Below are 21,402 nucleotides of genomic sequence, written 5' to 3'. Positions count from 1 at the left end.
TTGTGTTCGATTTACGTGTCGCCGTTTTGTGTTTTGCCGCAGCAGCCGGGGCCATCCCTGTTTCTGCACAGGAGGCACAGGTGGCGTTTGGCTCGGTCAACGCCGATCCGACACTGCCAGTTGAAGTCACGTCCGAGACACTGAACGTCAATCAGGAAGATGGATCCGCCGAATTCATCGGCGATGTTATCGTCATTCAGGGTGAGATGCGCCTAACCGCGGAACGGGTTCTTGTCATCTACAACCAGGAACGCTCGGCCATTGAACGGATGGAAGCGACGGAAAACGTGGTGCTGGTAAGCCCCCCCGATGCTGCAGAAGGCGATTGGGCAGAGTACACCATCGATTCCGGCGTGATTGAGATGAAGGGCAATGTGCTGCTGACGCAGGGGCCCAGCATCATCAGCGGCGATCAGATGATCGCAAATCTGACCTCCGGCACAGCAACCATGTCCGGGCGCGTCAAGACTATCCTGCAGCAAGGTGGCAACTGATGAACCGTCCCGAACTGTCTATCACCGAAGGTTCCTCGGGTCTGAAGATCGAGAAGTTGCGGAAATCTTATCGCAAGAAGACGGTCATCCGCGATGTGTCCATGGAACTGAACCGGTCTGAGGTCGTGGCGTTGCTGGGACCGAACGGATCAGGCAAGACCACCACCTTCTATTCTGTCGCAGGGCTGGTTTTCCCCGAAGCGGGTACCGTCGAGATCGACGGGCAAAACGTAACGACACTGCCAATGTATCGCCGGGCCCGGTTGGGCATCGGATATCTGCCGCAGGAAATGTCGATTTTCCGCGGTATGAGTGTTGAGGATAACATCGCTTCGGTTCTGGATATCACGGTCAAACACGCCCATCGCCGCAAAGAGCGGCTTGAAGAGCTGTTGTCAGATTTTTCCATCGAACATTTGCGCCGCGCGCCAGCCCTGGCCCTGTCGGGCGGAGAACGCCGCCGGGTCGAGATTGCGCGCTGTCTGGCGGCCGATCCGAAATACCTGCTGCTCGATGAGCCCTTTGCCGGGGTTGATCCGATCAGTGTTGGCGATATCCGGCATCTGGTGGCCGATCTGAAAAAGCGTGGCATCGGAGTGTTGATCACGGATCACAACGTCCGGGAAACACTGGAAATTGTGGATCGCGCCTATATCTTGCATGACGGGCAGGTCCTGATGTCCGGCACGCCCGACGAAGTGGTTGAAAACGAAAACGTGCGCCGGGTTTATCTGGGCGAAAATTTCCGTATTTCATAAGGTTGCGCGGAATTGCGCCCGAGGCATGGCGGAAATCACGTATATACACACCTGTTTTGATTGACTCTTCTCTCACCTATTGGCTCAATTGGCATATGGCATTTCTTCGGTTCCAGTCTGGATCTCGATCCCCCTTCGTTGAAGGGCCGGGCCAACGGCAACCACAGAAAATGCCGATCCCCCCCACCCGATAAAAATAAGTCAGTCGCGTTATGCGACGTCAGAATGGGTGTGAATTGTGAAGGAGACCACATGCGTTACCAAATCAGCGGAAAACAGATCGACATCGGTGCGGCCTTGCAAACTCATGTGCAGACCGAACTGGGCGAGGTCGTGGGCAAATATGCCCAGCGGCCAACGGACGCCAATGTCGTCTTTTCCCGTTCGGCGCATGAATATGTATGCGAAACTACTGTACATCTGTCGACCGGCCTGACGGCTCAGGCCAAGGCCCACGCGACCGAGATTTATGCGGCCTTCGAAGGTTGCTGCGACAAAATGGAGACACAACTGCGCCGCTATAAGCGTCGCCTGAAAGACCACCATAAGGATCGGTCCGAGCCGGTTGAACTCTTTGGCGCGTCCTCTTATATCCTCGCCTCTGATGAATCGGAGACCGCTGCTGAGCCCGAATCGCTGCAGCCGATGATTGTGGCTGAGATGGAGACCAAGATTCCATCGCTGAGTGTTGGTGAAGCCGTTATGCAGATGGAACTTGCCGGTGCACCCGTGCTGGTGTTCCGGAATGAGAACAAGGACGGATTGAATGTCGTATATCGCCGTGAAGACGGCAATATCGGCTGGATTGATCCGTAACAGGCAAGGATAAGTGGCCTGCCCCCAACCTTGGGGGCACGGCTCAGGAGCAAAATGATGGAGCTTTCGAGCATTTTGAAGCCCGAAGCGGTGCGTGTACTGTCCGCAGCGTCCAGTAAAAAGCGTTTGTTTCAGGAAATTGGCGATGTTGGCGCCGCGACGCTTGGGCTGGATGCGCATGCGATCGTTGAAGGCCTGCTCGAGCGGGAAAGTCTTGGTCCGACCGGTGTCGGCCATGGTGTCGCGCTTCCGCACGCACGCCTGTCCGAACTCGAATCGGTCTCGGGGGTTTTTGTTCTGCTGGAAAAGCCCATCGATTTCGGCTCGGTCGATCGCCAGCCCGTGGATCTGGCGTTTTCGCTGTTTGCGCCGGAAGAGGCAGGGGTTGAACACCTCAAGGCCCTGGCATTGGTTTCACGTACATTGCGTGAGCAATCTGTTTGCGCAAAATTGCGGGCTAATCCCGACCCGGTAAAGCTTCATGCGATTCTGACCGAAGCCCAATCGATGCAAGCCGCCTGAGAATTATCTGATCAATAAAAAAGCCCCCGATTTTCGGGGGCTTTTTTCAATTCGGTGATCCGTCTGCTCAGCCGCCGGTTCCCATTTCCAGCGTCCACCAGATTTTGCCGCCGTTTTCCTGATGCCAAGCAAAGCCCATCTGCGTGGCCTTGGGGTCCATAATCACGTCGCGTGGACCCGGCTCCTGCATCCATGCGGCCAGTGTTTCGGTTTCGGTTTCATAGGTTTCCGAGATCGCCTCGCCCAGGAAGGTTCCGTAATATCCAACCCGCGATGCCCGATCCAGCGGTGAAGACCCGTCCGATCCGAAATGCCATGGCCGATTCTGACGGGCCATGTCTTTCGAGTGGGTCGCGGCGGCTGCATTCAGCTGCGCGTTCAACTGTACCTGCTGAAGACCCGAGGCCTGCCGCAGGGCGTTAACTGAATCCAGCATGCGGAATTGCAGCTTTTCAGGGTTGCCCCTGATTTTGTAGACGGATGGCAATGGTCTGCCATCGGCACCAATTGTTGTAGTACCCGAATCGGTACATGCCGCGAGCGCGACAAAACAAATCGCCAGAAGAGAAAGAATACGTGTCATGATCGGCCTGAATTTAGTGTCGACAACGGAAATAGCCTGCCTGTACGCCCAGAGTAAACGTACAATGACCCAACCTTGCGTGATTCTGCCGGTTTGATTTGCGACTGAAGCATTCTGGCCATAAAATGTCGTAGAATTTGCAATTTCACATAATGAAGGACCGCCCCGCATGGTCAAGAAACCTATTTTATCCCCGACGCGCCGTGGGTTCCTGGCGGGTGCCACCGCCAGCTTGGCCTCGCCTGCGCTTGCCCAGTATACACCCGGTGATCCGCTGCGCCCCGCGCCCGAGCCCGAACCAGACGTGCGTCGCAATGTGTCCGGTTTCAGGGCGCTGGATTGGCAGCCCTATTTCTCGAACACCAGAAACGGGGCCATTCTGGTCGATACCGTGTCACGGGCGCTGCATTATTGGTCAGATGATCAATCGGTGTACAAACTTTACCCCTCGTCCGTGCCATTGACCGAGGAATTGACCCGCCGCGGGCGCACCAGTGTCATCCGTAAAGTGGAAGGTCCAAGTTGGTCGCCGACACCCTCGATGAAAAAGCGCAATCCCGAATGGCCGGACTATATTCCGCCCGGCCCTGATAACCCCTTGGGAACACACGCTTTATATCTGAGCTGGAAGTATTATCGCATCCACGGTACGCACGATACGCGCAAAATCGGTCGCCGGTCTTCGAATGGCTGCATCGGCTTGTTCAACGAAGACATCGCCGAGCTGTTCTCGATGGCCAATGTGGGCACGCAAGTGTTGCTAATTTGACGACATTTTCGCGCACGAACCCGCTTGTGGAGCAAGTTGCAATTGCAATCCATTGGGATAGCTGATTAGAAAAACTCACGAGGTAAGTCTTAGATGTGCGGTTTCGCTATTGGGAATCGCGCAAATTCTGGAGGTTAATATGAAGAAACTCGTTCTCGCTGCTGCACTGACTGCTGCTGCTTCGACCGCATATGCAGGCAACCTGGAAGAGCCGGTTGTTGAAGCACCTGTTGTTGTCGAAGAAACCCAAGGTTCGTCGCAGGGTATCATCCTGCCGCTGATCCTGCTGGTTGTTGTTGCCGCCGCTGTTGCAGCAAGCTAAGTCGACGAGACTTTAGTCAATTTAAGAAGGCGGTGGTGCAAGCCACCGCCTTTTTTTATGCTTGTTGCCCTGCAGGATCAGTCCAGCCAGCCGCGCAGATTGTCTTCAATCACCTTACTCAGTGCCGAAATATGCGACTCTTCATCGTTGAGGCATGGGATATAGGTGAACGATTCTCCGCCCGCCTCTTCGAAACTTTCCTTAATCTCTTCGTTGATCTCTTCCAAAGTTTCGATGCAATCGGCCGAGAACGCAGGCGCGATCACTGCGATGTTCTTTTTGCCTTCGCGCGCCAGCTCAGCCACATGATCGACGGTATACGGTTTCAACCACTCTTCCGGTCCAAAACGCGATTGAAAAGTCGATACGAGCTGATCATCCGACCAACCCAAACGCTCTTTCAGAAGTCTTGAGGTCTTGACGCACTGGCAATGATAGGGGTCACCCTGCTGCAGATAGCGTTCCGGCATTCCGTGATACGAGCAGACAAGGACATCCGGCTTTGTTTCCATCGCCGCATAAGCACGCTCGACCGAACTTGCTAACGCGTCGATATAAGCGGGTTCGTCGAAATAGGCAGGTACTGTACGGCTGGATGGTTGCCAGGTTTCTTTCATCAAAGCACGAAAAAATTGATCGTTCGCCGTGGCGGTCGTGGCCCCGGCATATTGCGGGTAGAGCGGGAAAAACAAGATCCGGTCGCAGCCCTCTGCCACCATTTCGCGCACTTTCGACGGGGTCGACGGGTTGCCATAGCGCATGCAGAAATCGACCATCACTTGATCGCCATACCGATCCTGCAAGGCTGCGCGCAACTTTGCGGTTTGATCCTTGGTGATCGTCATCAGGGGGCTTTCACCCTTGTCGTGATTCCAGATCGATTTATACGCCTCGCCCGAACTGAAGGGGCGTTTGGTCAGAATGATTCCCTGCAGAATCGGCTGCCACTTCCATGCCGGATAGTCGATCACCCGCTTGTCTGACAGGAACTCATTCAGATAGCGCCGCATGGGCCAATAGGTATAGCTGTCCGGTGTCCCAAGATTGGCCAGCAGGATACCGACACGGCCCGTTTTGACCTTGGGATGGTCTGCGGGTGCATGGGCGGGACGCGTGGCATCAAACATGTAAAGCTTCCTCAGTTATGGTGTCTGGCCTGAGATAAAGGGAAAAGACGGGTCGTCAATCGGGCAGTTTGCCCTCATCCGTGCCCAGCGCTTCGGCAAGGCGCATTTGAGCCGACCCCGGACGCAAAGGTTTGGGTTGGCTGTCATCGGGGGCCCATCCTGTCAGGCAGATCAGCTCAAATGTTGCAGTCAGGTGGCCGTGGGGTGTTTTGAAATGTGTGGCGTAGATATCTTGTGCCTTGTCGAAGACCGCGCGGCGGGTCGGTTGTTTCAGGCGGTTGGTCAGCGCGTTGGTTTCCCCCATCGCACGCAAATCATGTACCAGATGTGTCAGGTCGCGGTATTCGGCGGTCAGTGTTGCCTTGTCGGCAACAGGCAGGGCGAGCCCGGCCCTTTGCAACAGCCCACCCAAATCACGGAGTTCGGCCATCGGTGCAACACGTGGGCTGAGCCCGCCCGAAACTTCGATCTCGGCCTGACCCAATGCCGCGCGCAATTCCTGTAGGGTGTCCCCCCCAAGACAAACGCTCAGCAGCAAGCCATCGGGTTTCAGGGCACGGTGACATTGGATCAACTGGCCAACCGGATCGTTGGCCCAATGCAGCGCCATCGCATGGATAACCAGGTCATGCGCGCCTGGTGTCAGATTCAGGACCTCATCATCCCTGATGATCCGGACCTCGGGCCATAAACCCTCCCATATGTGAGGGAACGGGGTCACGACGGCGGGTGCCTTAAATGATTTGTTAACCATGGACAGACGATCCTGCACTTCGTCAACCGCGGCGCGGTGCAGGAAAAGCGCGTCGTCCCGCACGCGATTGCGGTGAAGTGCGATCACAGCGCGGTCAAACAGAGAGGGTGCAGTGGCGGACGGCAGTTTCATAAGCCGCAAGTATCGCATTCGTCAGGGGATTCAAACCGCTGTCGAGATGATCTATCCCCCCCGCTGTCTTTCCTGCGGTGCACTGACCGAATCAGACTTTGGCCTGTGTGGCCCGTGCTGGCGCGATACACCGTTTATCGGCGGCACAGTTTGCGAAAGCTGCGGCATGCCGGTTCCCGGTGCGCAGGACGGGTACCGGATCGAATGTGATGATTGCCTGAGAATCCCGCGCGCGTGGCATGATGGTCGGGCTGCACTGCGCTATAAGGGGGGTGCCAAAGCGCTGATACTTGCGTTGAAACATGGGGATCGGCCGGAACTGGCGCGCCCCGCCGCGCGCTGGATGGCCCAAGCCGGTTCAGAGATTTTACGCCCGAACATGTTGATCGCGCCGGTTCCCCTGCATTGGTCCCGGCTGATCCGGCGGCGCTATAACCAGTCGGCATTGCTGGCGTATCATTTGGGCCGGGAAACGGGTTTGCCCGTATGCCCGGATCTTTTGAGGCGCACGGTGCGAACCCCTGTTCTGGACGGAAAAACAGCGGTTGAGCGTTCCGCTGCGCTTGCCGGTGCCATAACAACGCATCGAAAACATGTGCACCTGATGCAGGGGCGCGACATTCTACTTGTGGATGATGTCATGACCTCGGGCGCGACGCTTGAGGCTTGCGCGCGTGTCTGTCGCGCGTCAGGGGCAAATCATATTTCCGTGTTGGTACTGGCGCGCGTTGCCAAGGATGCCTAATTCGCGGAAGATTGCGCGAATTCCAAAAGGACGAAGAATGAAATCGGTTGAAATCTATACCTCGCCGCTCTGTGGGTTTTGTCACGCGGCGAAGCGGTTGCTGAAACAAAAAGGCGTCAAGTTTTCAGAAGTTGATGTTCTGGTGCACCCCAAACGCAAACCCGAGATGATCCAGCGGGCGGGCGGCAAACGCACAGTGCCACAGATCTTCATCGGTCAGACCCATGTGGGCGGCTGTGACGAACTGTACGAGCTTGAGCGTCAGGGCAAGCTGGATCGCCTGCTCGCGGCGTGATGAAAACCGCGCTGCTGCAGATCACCGCGTCGGATGATCCGACCGAAAATCTGGACATGGTGCGTGCGATGATGGCCGAAGCTGCTGCTGATGGTGCGCGCTTTATCCTGACGCCCGAGGTGACGAACTGTGTCTCGACCAGCACCACGCGGCAACGCGAAGTTTTGAAACATGAAGAAGATGACATAACCCTGGCTGGCTTGCGCGCGCAGGCCGCTGCACTGGGTGTCTGGCTGCTGATTGGATCACTGGCGATCAAGACTCATAACACCGATGGCCGTTTTGCCAACCGCTCATTCATGATCGACCCAAAGGGTCAGATCGTGGCGCGGTACGACAAGATACACATGTTCGACGTGCAGGTCACTGAAACGGAAACGTTCCGCGAATCAAAGAACTATCGCTCCGGTGAGAAAGCCGTGATTGCCGAGACCGACTTCGGCAAGGTCGGCCTGTCGATCTGCTATGATATCCGTTTCCCGCATCTCTATACCGCGCTGGCGCAGGCTGGGGCGCGGATTTTGACCGTTCCTGCCGCGTTTTCACCGGTTACAGGTGCGGCACATTGGGAATCGCTGCTGCGCGCCCGGGCCATTGAAAACGGCTGCTGGGTGATTGCCCCGGCGCAGACCGGAGAACACCCCAAGACGCTCGGTAGAACGCGTTATACTTATGGTCACAGCATGGTTGTGGCCCCGTGGGGAGAGGTGCTGATCGACGCAGGCACCGATCCAGGCATTCACATTTTCGAGATGCATGATAGTTCTGTGTCCGAGGCGCGCCACAAGGTGCCCTCGTTGACACATATCCGTCGCTTCGACGGACCCTGATCCAGAACCGGACCATGACTGACGAGAAAAATGCCCTGGCGGTCACGCTGTTCAGCGAAATCCTGACCGCGGACCAGCTATTGCGCAACCGGCTAAGCCGGGTGCTGCCCAAGGGCATGGAAATCTCGCATTTCTCGGTGCTAAATCATCTGGTTTTTGTCGGGGATGAGCGCAGCCCGGCGCAACTGGCCAACACGTTCCACGTGACCCGAGGCGCAATGACCAACACATTGGCCAAGCTGGAATGGGCCGGATACATCCACATCCGCCCCGACTGGGACGACGCCCGCCGCAAGATGGTTGCGATCAGCCCCGCCGGACGCCGCGCGCGGGATCAGGCGATTTCCTCGATTGCCCCGCTGATCAACCGCGTGGTCGGAGAACTGGGGCTGGAGCGGGTCCGCAGTACGTTGCCGGTGTTGAGGGATTTGCGGTTGCAGTTGGAGGGCGAGTAGGGGTCCCGACTCACATTAGAGTTGCGAACAAGTTCAATCTTCTCTTCGCAATGCGTCCCAATCGACGTGAGGTCCAAGCTGCTCCAAGAAAGCTGTCTCAACAAATCTGCCTCTTGTAAGCTCTTTTTCGCAGCGCTGGGTGTACTCTATGATGCAGTTGAAGATTTCTTCGTTCGTAGCGTTCGCAGGGATACTGCCTTCAGTAGCGAGTTTGTAGGTCTCGTACAGGAAGACCTTGCGTCTGGTTAGAACCGTACGTTTCTTTTCCGCGCTAAAATACTCGCCTAGAACTTGAGATCCGCGAAAATAAAGTCGGATGTAGCCGACGATTTCGTTGAAATCCCACGTTCCGTACTTCAGCCGTTGATGTTCGACTCGCATTTTGCGGTTTCGCGAAAGGATGTCTTCGGGAATGTCTGATCCAGCAAAGATCTCCATATCGCGGTCAATTTTGGAGCTCAGTTGGTGCTGATACCTATCTCTCGCTAAGCGATAGACTGGAACATCAAAAAACCTTTTGCCCCACATCAATAGGTTTTCCTTTTACAGAATTGCGCTACTGGCTGGGTCCCGACTTCACACTCGCGGTCACATAGTTCACGCTCAGATCCCGGTCCGAGATCGACCAGCTCCACAGGATCGGATTGAATACAAACCCTTTGCGGTCCACCGGGTCCAGACCGGCCTGACGCAGCAGGTCGAACAGCTCATCGGGGGTGATGAACTTGTTCCATTCATGCGTGCCGCGCGGCAGCCAGCGCATGACGACCTCGGCCCCGAAAATCGCCATGGCATAGGATTTCGGGTTTCGGTTGAGGGTCGAACAAACCTCTAGCCCGCCGGGTTTCAGCAATTGCTGGGTGGCGGTCAGAAAGCTGAGCGGGTCGGCAACATGTTCGACCACTTCCATGTTTAAAACCACGTCGAACTGTTCGCCTGCGGCAGCCATGGCCTCGGCTGTGGTGTGGCGATAGTCGATTTCCAACCCCGATTGTTCAGCATGGATGCGGGCGACAGGCAGGTTGCCCTCGGCGGCGTCTGCCCCAACAACCTCAGCGCCAAGGCGCGCCATCGGTTCGCTTAGCAACCCTCCACCACAGCCGATATCCAGCAGGCGCAGGCCTTCGAATGGGCGCGGAACCTTCAGATCACGGTCAAATTCGCCCGCAATCTGCTGTGTGATATAATCCAAACGGCACGGATTCAGCAAGTGCAGGGGTTTGAATTTCCCATGGGGATCCCACCATTCCGCCGCCATCGCCTCAAATTTTGCGATCTCGGACGGGTCAACCGTGTTCGGATGCGCTTGCATTCCTGTCTCCGTGTGCTCTTTTACGCTTAAGGACTATATAGGGCCATAATGGACAAGTACCCGGACCAAAAGCGCGCAGTTCAATATCTGTACCCGCCGATCGATCCTTTTGATCAGCGCATGGTCGATATGGGCGATGGGCACCGTATCTATGTGGAGCAATGCGGCAATCCCGATGGCATTCCCGTGGTGATTCTGCACGGGGGTCCCGGCGGTGGATGCAGCCCGGCAATGCGGCGGTATTTCGATCCTACCGCGTATCGAATGATTCTGTTCGATCAGCGGGGATGTGGCCGGTCGCGGCCCACGGCGTCGGTTGACGGGAACACAACATGGCATTTAGTGGCCGATATCGAACGGCTGCGCGAATTGTTCGAGATTGAGGATTGGATTGCGTTTGGTGGCAGCTGGGGGGCGACTCTGGCGTTGATCTACGCACAGACGCATCCGGATCGGGTCAACCGTCTGGTGCTGCGCGGCGTGTTTCTGGCAACGCAGGCCGAGCTGGACTGGTTCTATGGCGGCGGCGCCGGGCGTTTCTGGCCTGAGCAATGGGCGAAATTCACCTCTTTGCTGCCTGAGGCCGATCTCCAAGATCCAATTGCGGCCTATAACAAACGCCTTTTCTCTGGTGATCGCGCGACCGAGATTCTGTACGCGCGTGCCTGGTCCCATTGGGAGAACGCGCTGGCCTCGATCCATACCAACGGCTCGGTCGGTGAAAGTCCGGGTGAATATGCGCGCACTTTTGCGCGACTTGAGAATCACTATTTCATCAATAAAGCCTTCCTTGAGAAGGACGGGCAAATTCTGGATCAAATGGACCGAATCGCGCATATCCCCGGGCATATCGTTCAGGGGCGCTATGACATGATTTGCCCACCCCACGCGGCGTGGAGCCTTGCCGAACGCTGGCCCAATGCCGAGTTGAAGATGGTCCGTCACGCGGGCCACGCGTTGTCAGAACCCGGAATTAGTGCCGAGTTGGTCCGTATCATGGACCTCGTGGCCGAGGGGGTATCATGACGCGGATCGACCGCCGTGCGTTATTCGCCTCGGGTGCTGCTGCCGCGCTGCTGGCGGCGACGGGGGCCTCATTGGCGGACACGCCGAAATCGGGTGGAACGCTAAGGCTGGCAGTGCCACGGGATAACAGTCTTGAGCAGGTGGCCCGCGGCGCTGTGTTCGATACCCTAACCGAAATCGCGCCCGACGGCACCTTGCGCGGAGAGCTGGCGACAGGCTGGCAAACCGATGCAGAAGCCCGTGTCTGGCGGTTTGTTTTGCGCTGCGATGTGCGCTTCCACGATGGCGCGACACTGGATGTTGCCGATGTGGTGGCAGTTCTGAACGGGTTGGGACGGGCCGAGGCCTTGTCACCCGACACGGTTCAATTGGAATTGGCCGAGGCCGATCCGGGGCTCCCTTTCGTGTTGGCAGATAATCGGTTTGTTATTACGCGCGAAGGGCAGGATGTGACACCTTTGCACACGGCCAATGGCACCGGGTGTTTTCAAGTTGAGCGGGCCGAGGATGGGCGCCATTTTCTGGGGCGCAAGGTTGCTGGCCATTACAAGACCGGTTCCGCAGGTTGGGCTGATGCGGTGGAAATCATTGTGATTCCCGACGCTCGTGTGCGCGCCGAGGCGCTGCGTGATGGCTATGTGGACATCGCGGCCCTGCCAGCGCGTGGTGAACTGAAGGGCCATCGCAGGCTACGTTTTCACCCGGATGAAGCAGATATGGCACTGGCCGTAGCCCCCCATGTGGGGATGCCACGACAGATCGGTGCGGGCCATCCGCTTGATGATGGCCGCATCGCCGAACGGTGGTGGCTGGCGTAAATCCGTTCACGAATTTCGCTGGGGGTTGCAGACTCGGAAACTCCTGCGTATATGCATTTGCAACAGCGGCGCGTTGGACTTCTGGTCCGAGGCTCCACCGGAAATTTCGACGGGCCGCGCGCCCGTTTTTTTGTGCCCGATTGAAGGGTAGAGAACCTGATGACAAACGACCTGATAGCAAAAGCTGCCATCGACCGGCGACTGGCCGAGATCATCACCCCCGTGATCGAGGACCTGGGGTATGAACTTGTGCGCATTCGCCTGATGAGCGGCAAGATGACCACACTGCAGATCATGGCCGACAAGCCTGACGGTGGAATCGAAGTGGACGATTGCGCCGAGATTTCCAATGCAGTCAGCGCCACGCTGGATGTCGAGGACCCGATCCTTGATGCCTACGCGCTGGAAGTGTCCAGCCCCGGGATCGACCGCCCGCTGACCCGTCTCAAGGATTTTGAGATGTTCGAGGGCTATGAGGCCAAGATCGAGACCGCCGAATTGATCGATGGTCGCCGTCGGTTCAAGGGCGAACTGGCCGGGATTGAGGGGGATGAAGTTCTGATCAACATCCCCGAGGGAGATGAGACGATCACAATCGGTCTGCAATTTGACTGGCTGAGCGACGCCAAGCTGGTCCTGACCGATGAACTGATCAAGGAAATGCTGCGCCAGCGCAAAGACGCCGGTGCCCTGAACGAAAACGCTTTCGACGAGATTGAGACCGAAGGGTCCGAAGAGGAGACGAACTGATGGCAATCACCTCAGCCAACCAGCTGGAGCTGCTGCAGACCGCCGAGGCCGTGGCCCGCGAAAAGATGATCGACCCCGGTCTGGTTGTCGAAGCGATGGAGGAATCGCTCGCCCGTGCCGCCAAGAGCCGCTACGGCGCCGAGATGGACATCCGCGTCAGCATTGACCGCAAGACCGGCAAGGCGACCTTCACGCGCGTTCGTACTGTGGTTGAGGATGAAGAGCTTGAGAATTATCAGGCGGAAATGACCGTTGAGCAGGCCAAGCAATACTTGGAAGCGCCCGAAGTCGGTAACGTTTATGTCGAAGAAGTGCCGCCGGTTGAAATGGGCCGGATCGCTGCGCAGTCGGCCAAGCAGGTGATCCTGCAAAAGGTCCGCGAAGCCGAGCGTGATCGCCAGTACGAAGACTTCAAGGATCGTGCCGGTACCATCATTAACGGTGCGGTCAAGCGCGAAGAATTTGGCAATGTCATCGTCGATCTGGGCGGTGCCGAGGCCGTTCTGCGCCGCAACGACAAGATCGGCCGCGAAAGCTATCGCCCGAATGATCGTGTGCGCGCATACATCAAGGAAGTTCGCCGAGAGGTTCGTGGCCACCAGATATTCCTGTCGCGCACCGCGCCGGAATTCATGGCTGAGCTGTTCAAGATGGAAGTGCCGGAAATCTACGATGGCATTATTGAAGTTAAGGCCGTCGCCCGCGACCCCGGTTCGCGCGCCAAGATTGCTGTGATCTCCTATGATGGGTCCATCGATCCCGTCGGTGCCTGCGTTGGTATGCGCGGCAGCCGCGTGCAGGCCGTTGTGAACGAACTTCAGGGTGAAAAGATCGACATCATCCCGTGGAACGAAGATCAGCCGACCTTCCTGGTGAATGCGCTGCAGCCCGCTGAGGTTTCCAAGGTCGTTCTGGACGAAGAAGCTGGCAAGATCGAAGTCGTGGTGCCCGAGGAACAACTGAGCCTTGCAATCGGTCGCCGTGGTCAGAACGTGCGACTGGCCAGCCAGTTGACCAATCTGGACATCGATATCATGACCGAAGCCGAAGAATCGGCCCGCCGTCAGAAGGAATTCGAAGCCCGGACCAATCTGTTCATGGAAACACTCGATCTGGACGAGTTCTTTGCCCAGTTGCTGGTCTCTGAAGGGTTCACCAACCTCGAAGAGGTGGCCTATGTCGAGATTGACGAGCTGCTGGTGATCGATGGTGTAGACGAAGGTACTGCGCAGGAACTGCAGACCCGTGCCCGCGAGTTCCTGGAAGCACAGGCCAAGGCAGCGCTGGATGCTGCGCGGGCTCTGGGCGTTGAGGACAGTCTTATTGAATTCGAAGGCCTGACACCCCAGATGGTGGAAGCGCTTGCCAAAGATGATGTGAAGACGCTGGAAGACTTTGCAACCTGCGCTGACTGGGAATTGGCCGGTGGCTGGACGACAGTCGATGGTGAGCGCATCAAGGACGATGGTGTTCTGGAGCCCTTCGGCGTCACGCTGGAAGAAGCACAGGATATGGTCATGACCGCACGCATCATGTTGGGCTGGGTTGATCCGGCCGAGCTGGAGCAGGCCGAAGAAGACGGTGAAACCGTTGAAGAGGAGGCCGAGGCCTGATCTCAGGCCTCGGGTGGCGCACATGGGTCGCGGTGGCGTCCATAAGGATCGGTCGGAAGGCCCCGAACGCAAGTGCATCGCCACGGGCGAGGTTCAGCCTAAATATGGCTTGATCCGCTTTGTGACGGGGCCGGACGGTCAGGTGTTTCCCGATATCGCGGCAAAATTGCCGGGGCGCGGGGTCTATGTGGCGGCGGATCGCGCTGCGTTGGACAAGGCTGTGAACAAGAAGTTGTTCTCGCGCGGGTTCAAGACGCAGGTGACCGCGTCAAAGGATCTGGTGGGCGAGGTCGAAAAACAAATGACGCGACGGGTGATCGAACTGATCAGTCTGGCGCGAAAGTCCGGCGACGCTGTCGCGGGCTATGAAAAGGTCAAGACGTGGCTGGACCGTGAAGAGGCTCAGGTACTGATTCAGGCCTCAGATGGATCGGGGCGCGGCAAGTCGAAACTCAGCACGCCGCACTTCGGAAAATACATCGGTTGGCTGACCGCTGACGAGTTGGGGGCTGCATTTGGGCGCCAAACCGTGATTCATGCGGCCTTGGCCTCTGGCGGACTCGCCAAACGTGTTGTAGAGGAAGCGCAGCGCCTGCGTGGCTTGCGCGAAACGGATGACGGCGGCAAGGGCCGCGCGGAAGGGTAAGAAGCTTAATGAGCGATAGTGACGGCAAAAAGACATTGGGTCTTCGTGGCGGGGCGCGCCCCGGAAATGTGAAACAGAGTTTCAGCCACGGACGTACCAAGAATGTCGTGGTGGAGACCAAACGCAAACGCGTGGTCGTACCCAAGCCGGGCGCGACCAAACCAAGTGGTGGTGCGACACCCTCGGGTGATCCTTCGCGTCGTCCGGCGGGCATTTCCGATGCGGAAATGGCGCGCCGCATGAAAGCGTTGCAGGCCGCCAAAGCCCGTGAGGCCGATGAGGCCGCGGCCCGTGAGGCACAGGAAAAGGCGCGTGAAGAAGAACGCGCACGCCGCCGTGCCGAACAGGAAGCCAAGGAACGCGAACAGCGTGAGGCTGAAGAGCGGGCCAAAGCCAAGGCCGAAGAAGAAGAACGCAAGCGCAAGGAGGCCGAAGAAACGGCCCAACGTGCTGCCGCTGCGCCAGCAGAACCCAAACCCGTACGCAGCCCGGCCAGCAAACCAGCCCCGGCAGCTGCCCCGCGCAAGCAGGATCGCGAACGCGAACAGCGTGGCCGTGGCAAGGGACGCGACGACAACCGCCGTTCGGGCAAGCTGACACTGGGTCAGGCCACCGGTGGCGAAGGCAATCGCCATCGCTCGATGGCTGCGATGAAGCGCAAGCAAGAGCGTGCGCGTCAGAAAGCCATGGGCGGTCCGGTCGAGCGGGAGAAGGTGATCCGCGACGTACAGTTGCCCGAGGCCATCATGGTCTCGGAACTGGCCAACCGTATGGCCGAGCGTGTGGCTGACGTTGTTAAGTCGTTGATGAACATGGGCATGATGGTCACACAGAACCAGACCATCGATGCAGATACCGCCGAATTGATCATCGAAGAATTTGGTCACAAGGTCACCCGCGTGTCTGATTCGGATGTTGAAGACGTCATTAAAGAGGTCGAAGACAACGATGACGAACTGCAGTCACGCCCACCGGTCATCACCATCATGGGTCACGTTGACCACGGCAAGACCTCGCTGCTGGATGCAATCCGCGACGCGCGTGTCGTCGCTGGCGAAGCCGGGGGTATTACCCAGCACATCGGCGCCTATCAGGTGAAAACCGATGGCGGCACCACGCTGACCTTCCTGGACACACCGGGCCACGCGGCCTTTACCTCGATGCGATCGCGCGGGGCTCAGGTCACGGATATCGTAGTTCTGGTTGTCGCCGCCGACGATGCGGTGATGCCGCAGACGATCGAAGCGATCAACCACGCCAAGGCCGCCCAAGTGCCAATGATCGTGGCGATCAACAAGGTCGACAAGCCGGATGCGAACCCCGATAAGGTCCGCACCGACCTGCTGCAGCACGAAGTTATCGTCGAGAAGATGTCGGGCGAGGTTCAGGACGTCGAGGTTTCGGCCATTACGGGTCAAGGTCTGGATGAACTGTTGGAAGCCATCGCGCTGCAATCCGAGATTCTGGAGCTGAAAGCCAACCCTGATCGCGCCGCCCAAGGTGCCGTGATCGAGGCACAGCTGGATGTGGGTCGCGGCCCCGTGGCTACTGTTCTGGTTCAGAACGGCACGCTGCGTCAGGGTGATATCTTTGTTGTGGGTGAGCAGTACGGTAAGGTTCGTGCTCTGATCAACGACAAGGGTGACCGCGTCAAGGAAGCCGGACCCTCGGTTCCCGTTGAGGTTCTTGGCCTGAACGGTACGCCCGAAGCGGGCGACGTTCTGAACGTGACCGAGACCGAAGCGCAGGCGCGTGAGATTGCCGCCTATCGTGAGCAAGCCGCCAAGGACAAGCGCGCCGCCGCTGGCGCTGCGACAACCCTTGAACAGCTGATGCAGAAGGCCAAAGAAGACGAAAACGTAAACGAGCTTCCGATTCTGATGAAGGCGGACGTACAAGGTTCAGCCGAAGCCATCGTTCAGGCGATGGAAAAGATCGGCAACGACGAAGTGCGTGTACGCGTCTTGCACTCGGGCGTAGGTGCGATCACCGAAACGGATGTCGGCCTCGCCGAAGCCTCGGGCGCACCGATCCTGGGCTTTAACGTTCGTGCCAATACGTCAGCGCGGAACACCGCAAACCAGAAGGGCGTAGAGATCCGTTATTACTCGGTAATCTATGACCTTGTGGATGACGTAAAAGCCGCCGCTTCAGGCCTGCTGAGCGCCGAGATCCGCGAGAAGTTCATTGGCTACGCCGAGATTCGCGAAGTCTTCAAGGTTACCGGTGTCGGCAAGGTTGCTGGCTGTCTGGTCACCGAAGGCGTGGCACGTCGTTCCGCGGGCGTCCGCCTGCTGCGCGACAACGTGGTGATCCACGAAGGCACGTTGAAGACACTCAAGCGCTTCAAGGACGAGGTCGCCGAGGTTCAGTCGGGTCAGGAATGCGGTATGGCGTTCGAAAACTACGACGATATCCGCGCAGGCGACGTGATCGAAATCTTCGAGCGCGAGGAAGTGACCCGCACGCTGGACTGATCATCCTTGCCTACTAAAACAGGAAACAGCGGCTTGTCTAAGCCGCTGTTTTTCGTTTGCAATGAGGTCAGTCAATGTGCGGGCGGTACGAAGGTTGATCCATGCATTATGATGTCGAAATGATGCATGCCCTGCTGCAAATCAAAGCTGACTGAGTGACCAGCCTTCCGCAGCAGTTCGGCAAAGGTGCGGCTCTGGCGGATGAATTCAGCCGTATCTCTTTCCGCCACTGTCACATGATACCGCGGGCCGGGTAGGGGCAGATTAAGGATTGGTGAAAGATCATGTATTTCAACCGGCGTCAGCTGCAATGGTTCATTTACCGGTGTTTGGCTGATCGGCTCTAGATCGTAGACACCGCTGATCAGAATCACATCGCGGATTCGCAACCCAGCTTTAGCCAAAAGGTCTGATGACGTCGCCATGACCATCGCTGCCAGATGGGCGCCTGCACTATGACCAGAGAGGATGATGTGCGAGGGGTCGAATCCCAGCGTATCGGCCTGAGACGCTAACCAAAGAAGTGCGTTGCGGCATTCTTCGACCATCTGGCCCAGCCGTGCCTCGGGCGCAATCGTATAGTTCAGCGTCGCAAAAGCGTACCCGTTTTCATGCAAGGCCGGGGCCATCAGGGCCGATTCACGCTGACTGAGCGCCTGCCAGTAGCCGCCGTGGATGAAGACATGCAAAGGCGCATTTGGACGCGACGCTGGAAAGAAATCCAGAACCTGCCCCGGAGTGTCGCCAAAAGCGGTGTTTTCTTTCACCTCCAGCTCAGCCCTCGCCTTCGCGCTCAGCGTGGCATAACTGGTCAGATAGGGTGTTATATCACCACCGACCATTGCGCTGGGAGAGTATTCCTGCGCAAGTTCGATCTGGGTAAAGCCGCGATACAGCATGTCTTAGTCCTCGGCGTAAATCAGTTTCGTCCGCATATCATAGAGATCGTGGAAGAACCGTAGCTCAAGGGCTTTACGCAAGAAGGCAACTCCGCTGGAACCACCGGTGCCAGGCTGCATCCCGATCACGCGTTCCACGGCTGTTGCATGGTCGAACCGCCAGCGCTGGAACAGGGATTCCACATCCATCAACTTTTCAGCCAGCGCATAGAGATCCCAGTATTTTTCGGGATTGCGGAAGACTTCGACCCAGATTTTGACAATGCGCGGATCGCCAGAATAAGGCTGGGCGTAATCTCGTTCGATCAGGTCTTGTGGTACATCAAAACCTTGCCGGGCCAGCATATGCAGCACTTCATCATACAGCGATGGTTTGGTGAGTGCCGCGTTCAGCATTTCCATGACCTCAGGGTCATGAGCGTGTACCTTGAGCGTCGAGGCATCCTTGTTCCCAAAGATGAATTCGATCTGTCGATAGCCATAGCTTTGGAACCCTGATGAGTTTCCAAGTGCATGCCGAAAGGTCATGTAGTCGGCAGGTGTCATCGTCAACAGGGTTTCCCACGCCGTAATCAACTGCCGCTGGATCGCCTTGATCCGGTCGAGGTTTTTCATTGCCGGGCCAAAGTCGTCTGCCTGCAGGAAGCGACGTACCTCGAGGAGCTGATGATGCATCAGTTTCAGCCACAATTCACTGACCTGATGGATGATGATGAACAACATCTCGTCAGGTTGTGCCGGGTCCTGAAAAGTTTCTTGCAGGTTAAGCAGAGTTTTCAGTTGAAGAAAATCACCATAGCTCTTGCGATGCTTCTCAGCGAAATCGGTGACCAGAGTGTCCTCGATCCCACGTTCCAGCAATCGGTCATCTTTTTTGCTGCCCATCTTGGTCCTCCGGTAGGTCGCTTGCACCCTGTTTAGAGGCCAGTTTTGCAATTTTCCAGCAAATCAGGTCCAGTCCAGAACAACCTTTCCTGACAGGCCCGATTTCATCGCTGAAAACCCTTCGGCAAAATCGTCAACGCCAAACTGATGTGTGATCACGCGGCTGACGTCCAAACCGTTCTGCAGCATGGCGATCATCTTGTACCAGGTCTCGAACATTTCTCGGCCGTAGACACCCTTGATGGTGATGGCTTTGAAGACAATGCGGCTCCAGTCGACGGGGGACTGACCGGGCGGGATGCCCAACAGTGCGATCTTGCCGCCCATGACCAGCGCTTCGACCATCTGATCCAAAGCGGCCTGCGAGCCCGACATCTCCAGACCCACGTCAAAGCCTTCTTTCATCCCCAGTTCGGTGATGACATCGGGCAACTCTTCTTTTGTGACATCCACCGTGCGTATCGATGGGGCTACATGTTCTGCCAGTTTCAGCCGTTCGGCATTGATGTCAGTTATCACCACATTTCTCGCCCCGGCATGGCGTGCGACTGCGGCCGCCATGATGCCGATCGGGCCTGCACCTGTGATCAGGACATCCTCGCCCAGCAGGTCGAAACTCAGCGCCGTGTGCACGGCATTGCCCAGCGGGTCGAGGATCGCTCCGATCTCATCCGGGATGTCATCCGGCAGCGGAACGACGTTGAAAGCGGGCAGCTTCAGATATTCCGCAAACGCCCCTTGTTCATTTACTCCGATGCCGCGCGTGCCTGGGTCCAGATGGAACTTGCCTGCACGGCTCTGGCGGCTGTCCGTTCCGATCAGATGCCCTTCGCCAGAACATCGCTGTCCGATCTCGAACCCGGCTACATTTCGCCCAATCTCGACGATTTCACCAGCGAACTCGTGGCCGGTGATCATCGGAACAGGTACCGTTGCCGCAGCCCAGTCATCCCAGTTCCAAATATGGATATCCGTGCCGCAGATGCCGGTCTTGTTGATACGGATCAGAACCTCGTCCGGGCCAATCTCGGGTACAGGGGCCTGAACCATCCAAAGCCCTTCCTGGGGCTTGGACTTTTCAAGCGCTTTCATCGTGTTCGCGCGCATCAGATTATCCCCAGTTCTTTACCAACTTTGCCAAAGGCTGCCAGCGCCCGGTCCAGTTCTTCCTTGCTCAGGGCTGCATTCATCTGCGTTCTGATCCTTGCCTGACCACGCGGCACAACCGGGAAGAAGAAACCGGAAACATAGACGCCCTCATCAAACAGCCGGGATGCCATCTCTTGGGCCAATGTAGCCTCACCCAGCATCACCGGTATGATCGGATGTTCACCGGGCAGCAGGTCGAAACCCAGTTTCTCTAACCCTTCCCGCCAGTATTTAGCATTGCCGAACAGTTGTGCGCGCAGCATGTCACCGGCTTCGACCAGGCGGATCGCTTCCAGACCTGCAGCGACGATAGAGGGCGGCAGCGAGTTTGAAAACAGATAGGGCCGCGCCCGCTGCCGCAGCAGGTCGATCACTGGCTGCGGCCCGGCGATATAGCCGCCGATTGCCCCCCCAAGTGCTTTGCCCAAGGTCCCCGTCAGAATGTCCACATCAACTCCGAAATGATCCGGTGTGCCCGCGCCGTTCGGCCCCATGAAACCTGTGGCATGACAATCATCGACCATGACAACGGCGTCATATTTGTCGGCCAGTTCGCGGATTTTCGGCAGGTTGGCCAGATAGCCATCCATCGAGAATACGCCATCGGTCGCGATCATGATGTGTCGCGCACCGTCCTCACGCGCCTGTTTCAACCAGACTTCGAGGTCGTTCATGTCGTTGTTCATGTAACGATAGCGCTTGGCCTTGCACAGCCGCACCCCGTCGATGATCGAGGCATGATTCAAGCTGTCCGAGATGATGGCGTCTTCTGGTCCGAGCAATGGTTCAAACAACCCGCCATTGGCATCGAAACAGGCTGCAAACAGAATGGAATCGTCTTTGTTCAGGAACTTGGCCAGGCGCTGCTCAAGCTTGCGGTGAATATCCTGTGTGCCGCAGATAAAACGAACCGAGGCCATACCGAACCCTTTGGGTTCCATCGCGTTCTTGGCTGCATCGATCAGGGCAGGGTGATCCGCAAGACCCAGATAGTTGTTAGCACACAGGTTTATGACCCGGCGTCCGCCGACCGTGATTTCACCGCCCTGAGGCGAGGTGATCATGCGTTCGCGTTTATACAGACCTTCGGATTCGATCTGCTCCAGGGTGTCCGTGATGTGGGACAGGAATGCATCTGCCATGGCGATCTCCTTGCTCTGAGTCGCGTATCTAACATAACGGATGAAATTCCCAAATAGGGGATTTACAGAATTACGGAAAAATT

25 protein-coding genes are annotated in these 21,402 nt (G+C 57.2%); 16 read left to right on the top strand and 9 right to left on the bottom strand.

Features of this window, described 5'->3' with window-relative positions; genetic code table 11:
- Window positions 1-2: 2 nt before the first annotated feature.
- The 4 genes from Q1B46_RS09680 to Q1B46_RS09665 all read left to right on the top strand — a co-directional run bounded on the left by Q1B46_RS09680 (window position 3) and on the right by Q1B46_RS09665 (window position 2,590).
- Window positions 3-494, top strand: a complete 492-nt coding sequence (locus Q1B46_RS09680) for an LptA/OstA family protein (RefSeq protein ID WP_299662470.1) — start codon at window positions 3-5, stop codon at window positions 492-494.
- The gene (lptB, locus tag Q1B46_RS09675; RefSeq protein WP_299662473.1) at window positions 494-1,252 is read left to right on the top strand and encodes an LPS export ABC transporter ATP-binding protein; all 759 of its coding nucleotides are present in this window, start codon (window positions 494-496) and stop codon (window positions 1,250-1,252) included. The genes Q1B46_RS09680 and lptB overlap by 1 nt, the downstream gene beginning before the upstream one ends.
- Before the next feature lie 252 nt (window positions 1,253-1,504).
- Entirely contained in the window at window positions 1,505-2,068 is a 564-nt protein-coding gene (gene raiA, locus Q1B46_RS09670) for a ribosome-associated translation inhibitor RaiA (protein ID WP_299662476.1), read from the top strand.
- A gap of 57 nt (window positions 2,069-2,125) precedes the next feature.
- Entirely contained in the window at window positions 2,126-2,590 is a 465-nt protein-coding gene (locus tag Q1B46_RS09665; RefSeq protein WP_299947409.1) for a PTS sugar transporter subunit IIA, read from the top strand.
- 67 nt (window positions 2,591-2,657) lie between these two features.
- Here the strand turns inward: Q1B46_RS09665 and Q1B46_RS09660 are convergent, their stop codons facing one another.
- Complete coding sequence (locus Q1B46_RS09660) at window positions 2,658-3,173, bottom strand: CAP domain-containing protein (protein WP_299662482.1); 516 nt, start codon at window positions 3,171-3,173, stop codon at window positions 2,658-2,660.
- Between the two features lie 169 nt (window positions 3,174-3,342).
- Here Q1B46_RS09660 and Q1B46_RS09655 point away from each other — a divergent pair, with 169 nt between their 5' ends.
- Window positions 3,343-3,942 (top strand): L,D-transpeptidase, encoded by a 600-nt coding sequence (locus Q1B46_RS09655; RefSeq protein WP_299662485.1) that lies wholly within the window; start codon window positions 3,343-3,345, stop codon window positions 3,940-3,942.
- A 139-nt stretch (window positions 3,943-4,081) separates the two neighbouring features.
- A complete protein-coding gene (locus tag Q1B46_RS09650; protein WP_010442520.1) occupies window positions 4,082-4,264 on the top strand; it encodes a hypothetical protein in 183 nt (60 codons plus the stop codon).
- A gap of 77 nt (window positions 4,265-4,341) precedes the next feature.
- Here Q1B46_RS09650 and hemH read toward each other — a convergent pair whose 3' ends face one another.
- Both hemH and Q1B46_RS09640 read right to left on the bottom strand, forming a co-directional pair.
- Window positions 4,342-5,391, bottom strand: coding sequence for a ferrochelatase (hemH, locus tag Q1B46_RS09645; protein WP_299947406.1), 1,050 nt, complete (start codon window positions 5,389-5,391; stop codon window positions 4,342-4,344).
- Window positions 5,392-5,446: 55 nt separating this feature from the next.
- Window positions 5,447-6,277, bottom strand: coding sequence for a methyltransferase domain-containing protein (locus Q1B46_RS09640; protein WP_299947404.1), 831 nt, complete (start codon window positions 6,275-6,277; stop codon window positions 5,447-5,449).
- On the opposite strand from Q1B46_RS09640, the gene Q1B46_RS09635 reads away from it, so the two are divergent.
- From Q1B46_RS09635 to Q1B46_RS09620, 4 genes are read left to right on the top strand one after another with little or no spacing between them, the layout of a single operon-like run.
- Window positions 6,258-7,022: a ComF family protein gene (locus Q1B46_RS09635; protein WP_299947401.1), complete on the top strand. Its 765-nt coding sequence runs from the start codon at window positions 6,258-6,260 to the stop codon at window positions 7,020-7,022. The two genes, Q1B46_RS09640 and Q1B46_RS09635, sit on opposite strands and share 20 nt — an antisense overlap.
- A 37-nt stretch (window positions 7,023-7,059) precedes the next feature.
- Entirely contained in the window at window positions 7,060-7,317 is a 258-nt protein-coding gene (grxC, locus tag Q1B46_RS09630) for a glutaredoxin 3 (protein ID WP_299662500.1), read from the top strand.
- Entirely contained in the window at window positions 7,317-8,147 is an 831-nt protein-coding gene (locus tag Q1B46_RS09625) for a carbon-nitrogen hydrolase family protein (RefSeq protein WP_299947399.1), read from the top strand. Before grxC ends, Q1B46_RS09625 begins: the two co-directional genes overlap by 1 nt.
- A gap of 14 nt (window positions 8,148-8,161) precedes the next feature.
- Window positions 8,162-8,602: a MarR family transcriptional regulator gene (locus Q1B46_RS09620; protein ID WP_010442526.1), complete on the top strand. Its 441-nt coding sequence runs from the start codon at window positions 8,162-8,164 to the stop codon at window positions 8,600-8,602.
- Window positions 8,603-8,635: 33 nt separating this feature from the next.
- Here the strand turns inward: Q1B46_RS09620 and Q1B46_RS09615 are convergent, their stop codons facing one another.
- Complete coding sequence (locus Q1B46_RS09615) at window positions 8,636-9,133, bottom strand: hypothetical protein (RefSeq protein WP_299947396.1); 498 nt, start codon at window positions 9,131-9,133, stop codon at window positions 8,636-8,638.
- A gap of 25 nt (window positions 9,134-9,158) precedes the next feature.
- The gene (gene ubiG, locus Q1B46_RS09610) at window positions 9,159-9,914 is read right to left on the bottom strand and encodes a bifunctional 2-polyprenyl-6-hydroxyphenol methylase/3-demethylubiquinol 3-O-methyltransferase UbiG (protein ID WP_299947395.1); all 756 of its coding nucleotides are present in this window, start codon (window positions 9,912-9,914) and stop codon (window positions 9,159-9,161) included.
- 48 nt (window positions 9,915-9,962) lie between these two features.
- Between ubiG and pip the strand changes: the two genes are divergently transcribed.
- From pip to infB, 6 genes are all read left to right on the top strand, one after another.
- Window positions 9,963-10,940: a prolyl aminopeptidase gene (gene pip / locus Q1B46_RS09605; protein WP_299947393.1), complete on the top strand. Its 978-nt coding sequence runs from the start codon at window positions 9,963-9,965 to the stop codon at window positions 10,938-10,940.
- Window positions 10,937-11,758 (top strand): ABC transporter substrate-binding protein, encoded by an 822-nt coding sequence (locus Q1B46_RS09600; RefSeq protein ID WP_299947391.1) that lies wholly within the window; start codon window positions 10,937-10,939, stop codon window positions 11,756-11,758. The genes pip and Q1B46_RS09600 overlap by 4 nt, the downstream gene beginning before the upstream one ends.
- A gap of 159 nt (window positions 11,759-11,917) precedes the next feature.
- Window positions 11,918-12,508: a ribosome maturation factor RimP gene (rimP, locus tag Q1B46_RS09595; protein ID WP_299947389.1), complete on the top strand. Its 591-nt coding sequence runs from the start codon at window positions 11,918-11,920 to the stop codon at window positions 12,506-12,508.
- The gene (gene nusA, locus Q1B46_RS09590; protein ID WP_299947387.1) at window positions 12,508-14,121 is read left to right on the top strand and encodes a transcription termination factor NusA; all 1,614 of its coding nucleotides are present in this window, start codon (window positions 12,508-12,510) and stop codon (window positions 14,119-14,121) included. The genes rimP and nusA overlap by 1 nt, the downstream gene beginning before the upstream one ends.
- A gap of 22 nt (window positions 14,122-14,143) precedes the next feature.
- A complete protein-coding gene (locus Q1B46_RS09585) occupies window positions 14,144-14,767 on the top strand; it encodes an RNA-binding protein (RefSeq protein WP_299947385.1) in 624 nt (207 codons plus the stop codon).
- Between the two features lie 8 nt (window positions 14,768-14,775).
- Window positions 14,776-17,244, top strand: a complete 2,469-nt coding sequence (gene infB / locus Q1B46_RS09580; protein WP_299662523.1) for a translation initiation factor IF-2 — start codon at window positions 14,776-14,778, stop codon at window positions 17,242-17,244.
- Window positions 17,245-17,315: 71 nt separating this feature from the next.
- On the opposite strand, the gene Q1B46_RS09575 is transcribed toward infB, so the two are convergent.
- From Q1B46_RS09575 to Q1B46_RS09560, 4 genes are all read right to left on the bottom strand, one after another.
- Window positions 17,316-18,143 (bottom strand): alpha/beta hydrolase, encoded by an 828-nt coding sequence (locus tag Q1B46_RS09575; RefSeq protein WP_299947382.1) that lies wholly within the window; start codon window positions 18,141-18,143, stop codon window positions 17,316-17,318.
- Window positions 18,144-18,146: 3 nt separating this feature from the next.
- A complete protein-coding gene (locus tag Q1B46_RS09570) occupies window positions 18,147-19,028 on the bottom strand; it encodes a tryptophan 2,3-dioxygenase family protein (RefSeq protein ID WP_299947381.1) in 882 nt (293 codons plus the stop codon).
- Between the two features lie 63 nt (window positions 19,029-19,091).
- Window positions 19,092-20,120 (bottom strand): L-threonine 3-dehydrogenase, encoded by a 1,029-nt coding sequence (gene tdh, locus Q1B46_RS09565; protein ID WP_299947564.1) that lies wholly within the window; start codon window positions 20,118-20,120, stop codon window positions 19,092-19,094.
- A gap of 14 nt (window positions 20,121-20,134) precedes the next feature.
- Entirely contained in the window at window positions 20,135-21,319 is a 1,185-nt protein-coding gene (locus Q1B46_RS09560) for a glycine C-acetyltransferase (RefSeq protein WP_299947378.1), read from the bottom strand.
- Window positions 21,320-21,402 lie beyond the last annotated feature (83 nt).

This window comes from uncultured Ruegeria sp. (assembly GCF_947500045.1).
In the GTDB taxonomy this organism is placed as follows: Bacteria; Pseudomonadota; Alphaproteobacteria; order Rhodobacterales; family Rhodobacteraceae; genus Ruegeria.
This window is presented reverse-complemented; position numbering and strand designations above follow the sequence as displayed.